Source organism: Pseudoduganella sp. RAF53_2 (genome assembly GCF_052113985.1).
Taxonomy (GTDB): domain Bacteria; phylum Pseudomonadota; class Gammaproteobacteria; order Burkholderiales; family Burkholderiaceae_D; genus Rugamonas.
In genome coordinates this window covers 1-3965 of the sequence record NZ_JBFRDW010000580.1, presented here as the reverse complement: position 1 = coordinate 3965, position 3965 = coordinate 1, and the positions used below count along the sequence as shown (strand labels likewise).

Here is a 3965-nt window from a genome sequence, read left to right as displayed (position 1 = left end):
CCACAAGACCGTCAAGGGATCGTTCCTCGCCTGGTACTGGGCCAGCGTGGCGCTGAACCTCGCTGCCCTGCTGTCGCTGGCGTCGTTACAGGCCTGAGGGATAAGTCTCCGGCGCCTCCTCGTGTTTCCACAAGGCCGAGCGTTCCAGCGGCCGCAATGCCGTGCTGCGGTCCACGTGAATGATTGCGTCGAACTGCTTCGCCGCATCGGCGTAGAAGTAATGGCTCATGCGCTCCGTATCGGGCCGGTAAATCACCCCGATCGCCCGCTCCAGAAACTTATCGCCCAAGCGCGATAGCCGGCTGCCGCCGCCGCGCAGGGGCAGCAGAAACTGTTCGACGCCCGCCTCGTGCAGCACATGCTCCACGCTATCGCGGCGCGAAGGCACGATGTGCTTCAGCTCCGCCGGTCCATCCCAATCCGTGGCCGCCGTCACCGTCCCCGTATGCGTGGTAAAGCCCAGCAGGAAGATGTCCTCTGGACGATAACGCTCGCGCACCAATTGGCCCAGATTCAGCTGCCCATGCTTGCCCATCTCCGTGTGCCGCGCATCGCCAAGGTGCGAGTTATGCGCCCACACCACCACGCGCGCAGGCCGGCCCGTACGCTGGCCGATGTGCTCGCGCAAAGCCTGCAGCGTTTCGGCCATATGCGAGTCGCGCACATTCCAGGACTCGTCGCGCCCGCGAAACATGGAGCGGTAATACACCTCGGCATTGCGCGTAACGCGTGCATCCTGCTGGGCGTAGAACAGTTCATCCGGCACCGTGCCGCCGCGTTCTTCCAGATGGCTGGCGGCCTTGCGCGTCATTTCCATCAGCTGGCGCACCACCTCTTCCTCGCAGTCGGGACGCATGCCGAAGGACGTCGCGTAGCCGTAGCGCTGCGGGTCTTCGGCGAAATGGTCGATGCAGGAATAGCGCTTGCGGGCACGCGCTGCCGCTTCCGGATCGGCCTTATCCAGATAAGCGATCACGGCATGCATCGATTGCTGGAGGCTGTAGAGATCCAGTCCGTAAAAGCCGACACGCCGCGCGGCACTGGCCACATGGGTATTGTGCTGGCGCAGCCAGTTAATCAAATCCTCGACCTCGTGATTGCGCCACATCCATTGCGGAAAGCGTTTGAAGCCGGACAGCGCCTGCTCCGCCGTCATATCGTCGCCGCCGTGCTGCACGAAGCGGCTGACGCGCAAGGCGTCCGGCCAGTCGGCTTCCACGGCGATGGCATCGAAGCCCTTTTCAACGATCAGCCGCTTGCTGATTTCGGCGCGCAGCCGGTAAAACTCGCGCGTGCCGTGCGTCGCTTCGCCCAGCAGCACAATCGATGCGCTGCCGATATAGTCGAGCAAATAAGCGAAGTCCTCGTCCGTGTCCAGTGGCCGCGCCTCGTTGCGCAGCGCATCGCTGATTGCCTGGTCCATCATGCACCTCCCGGAAATCATCGTCATCAGGCACGATAGCGCAAGCTGTGAGAAACTGTCGCAGGTTTAATTGGGGAAATTGCATGTGGAACGGTGTGCTGTGCGGCCTGCTGGCGGGCGCGATGTGGGGAATGGTGTTCATTGTGCCGGAGCTGCTGTCGGCGTTCACGCCACTCGAAATGGCCGTGGGCCGCTACACCGCGTATGGCGCCATCGCCTTCGGCCTGATGCTGCCGAAGCTGCGCAATCTCCTGGGACGGCTTGAGCACAGCGACTACATGGCGCTGCTGCGCCATGCGCTGACCGGCAATATCGTTTATTACATGCTGCTCGCGCTGGGAGTGAAGTTCGCCGGCGTGGCGCCGACCTCGCTGATCATTGGGGTGCTGCCGATTTCCGTGACGCTGATGGGCCGCAATGACCATGGCGCGGTGTCGCTGCGCCAGCTGGCTTTGCCGTTGCTGGTGGTCGGCGCCGGCATTGCATGCATTAATGTGGACGTGTTCCAGCATGCGTCGGCCACTGGCCAGCCAATGCTGAAGACCTTGATCGGCGTGGTGTGCGCGACAGGCGCTCTGCTCTCGTGGAGCTGGTACACGCTGGACAACGCGCGCTACCTGAAGCGCAATCCGCATTACTCCAGCGCGGAATGGTCGGCGCTGTATGGCCTCTCCACTGGTTTGATTGCCGCCGTTATCGGCGRCATTGCCTTCGCCATTTTCCATGGCGACGTGACTGGCGCTGCAGGCGCGGCGTCGGGCCGCGACTGGACGCTGTTCTGGATCTGCAATTCCCTGCTCGCACTGGGCGCGTCGGTGATCGGCAACCAGCTGTGGAATATCGCCAGCCGCCGCGTGCCGGTCACGCTGTCCGGCCAGCTGATTCTGTTCGAGACGCTGTTCGCGCTGCTGTACGGCTTTATCTACAAGCAGCAGTTCCCGCGCCCATTGGAGATCGCAGCGATCGTGCTGCTGATTGCAGGCGTGCTGTGGTCCGTCCATGTGCACGCCCAGGAAGAACAGCTCAGCCCTGCGTAATGCGCTCGGCCACCAGGGCCGCCATTTCATCCGATTCGCGCGTGCGCAGACCTGCTGCAATATTGGCGCGGTCGGCCATGTCGCGGTTCTGGCTTACCTTCCATTTGCCCGTCAATTGCGATACCGGCAGCTCGATGCCGACAATGGCGCGCATCATGGTGGCGATGTAATCGGGTGGCGCATCGCCGACGGACCAGGGCTCGGGCATGGTGCCTTCGTGCGCGTCCGTGAGATCGTCCAGCAGGCGGCGCAGCCAGGCCGCATCTTCCACCGCGTGTGCCGTGCCGCGCGCCTGCACCATGGCGTAATTCCAGGTCGGCACGGCCTTGCCGGTGGTGCGCTTGGTTTCGTACCAGTTTGGGCTGATGTAGGCTTCGGGGCCCTGGAACACCACCAGCACCGGCGCTCCATCGGCCAGCGCCTTCCACACAGGATTGGCGCGCGCCACGTGAGCCCGCAGTGTGCCGTGTTCACCTTCGCCCGGGTAAAGCAGGAAGGGAATCAGGTCGGCGGTCGGGCCATCGGCGGTTTGCACGATCAGCGTGGCCAGCGGGAAGGCTTGAATCAGGCTGTGTTTGACCTCGGTGCGGTCTTCGGCAAAGGCGGGTGGCAAATACATGGGCGGATCTCCTTTGCGCCAGTGTATCCGCGGCCGGGTTTCGCCGACAGGGCCAGCGGAGCGCTGCACGATGGGGCCAGCCTCAGTTCAGCAGGCCATGCTCGGTCAACATATCGTGCACCAGTTCCAGCCGCAGGACGGGGTTCTCCTGCCCCAGCAGCAGCTGCTTCTGCGGCAGCGTCAGGCGCAGCAACTCGCACCAGCGATTGGCGACCCAGCCCGAATCGTCAAGCCGATACGGTGGACGCATGGGCATCTGCGCGGACGGCACGCCGCGCTCCTGCAACGAACGGATCAGAGAACCAAGCATATCGGCCACTTCCTGCTGGTCGGCCGGAATCGGCATGCCCAGGTCGGGCGGTATGTCGGTGACTTCGGCCATCCACAGGCCGTGTTTCAACACTTCGGCCGTGGTGATGTGGAAGCGCCGCATGCCCATGCAGCCAACGTGCATCAGGCCCGGCATCGGTGCGGACCATTCGTCGATGCGCGCCATGGTGCCAACGGCGCTCAGTGTTTCGTGGCTGCCGGGTTTGCGCACTTCCTCGCCCTGCACCAGCGCCACCACGCCGAATTGCTCGCCATGTTCAATGCAGCGCTTGACCATATCGAGGTAGCGCACCTCGAAGATTTGCAGGGGCAGATAGCCGTCCGGGTAAAGGACGGTATTCAGCGGAAATAAAGGAATCGCGGCCATATCCCATCATCGCACGAATCGGGCATGGCCGCCGCGCCACTACGGCCTGCGGTAGACCGTGCCGCCCTTCATCACGAAGGCAACCTTGTACAGCGTGGTGATATCGGCCGTCGGATCGCCCTCCACTGCCACCAGATCCGCCATATAACCCGGCTTGACCTGGCCCAGCGACGATGCGCGATCCAGCAC

The 3965-nt window shown here is 63.3% G+C and carries 4 protein-coding genes; 1 reads left to right on the top strand and 3 read right to left on the bottom strand.

Annotated elements, in window-relative coordinates:
* Positions 1-85: 85 nt before the first annotated feature.
* Complete coding sequence (locus AB4Z11_RS25800) at positions 86-1426, bottom strand: erythromycin esterase family protein (protein ID WP_442028657.1); 1341 nt, start codon at positions 1424-1426, stop codon at positions 86-88.
* A gap of 80 nt (positions 1427-1506) precedes the next feature.
* On the opposite strand from AB4Z11_RS25800, the gene AB4Z11_RS25795 reads away from it, so the two are divergent.
* Positions 1507-2460, top strand: a complete 954-nt coding sequence (locus AB4Z11_RS25795; protein ID WP_442028655.1) for a DMT family transporter — start codon at positions 1507-1509, stop codon at positions 2458-2460.
* Here AB4Z11_RS25795 and AB4Z11_RS25790 read toward each other — a convergent pair.
* Both AB4Z11_RS25790 and AB4Z11_RS25785 read right to left on the bottom strand, forming a co-directional pair.
* A complete protein-coding gene (locus AB4Z11_RS25790; protein ID WP_442028653.1) occupies positions 2447-3079 on the bottom strand; it encodes an FMN-binding negative transcriptional regulator in 633 nt (210 codons plus the stop codon). The two genes, AB4Z11_RS25795 and AB4Z11_RS25790, sit on opposite strands and share 14 nt — an antisense overlap.
* An 82-nt stretch (positions 3080-3161) precedes the next feature.
* A complete protein-coding gene (locus AB4Z11_RS25785; RefSeq protein ID WP_442028652.1) occupies positions 3162-3776 on the bottom strand; it encodes an LON peptidase substrate-binding domain-containing protein in 615 nt (204 codons plus the stop codon).
* Positions 3777-3965: the final 189 nt, after the last annotated feature.

What these genes read in the sequence shown, in the direction of transcription:
- AB4Z11_RS25790 (WP_442028653.1), bottom strand. Translation starts at nt 3,079, where the DNA reads ATGTATTTGCCACCCGCCTTTGCCGAAGACCGCACCGAGGTCAAACAC.
- AB4Z11_RS25785 (WP_442028652.1), bottom strand. Translation starts at nt 3,776, where the DNA reads ATGGCCGCGATTCCTTTATTTCCGCTGAATACCGTCCTTTACCCGGAC.
- AB4Z11_RS25800 (WP_442028657.1), bottom strand. Translation starts at nt 1,426, where the DNA reads ATGATGGACCAGGCAATCAGCGATGCGCTGCGCAACGAGGCGCGGCCA.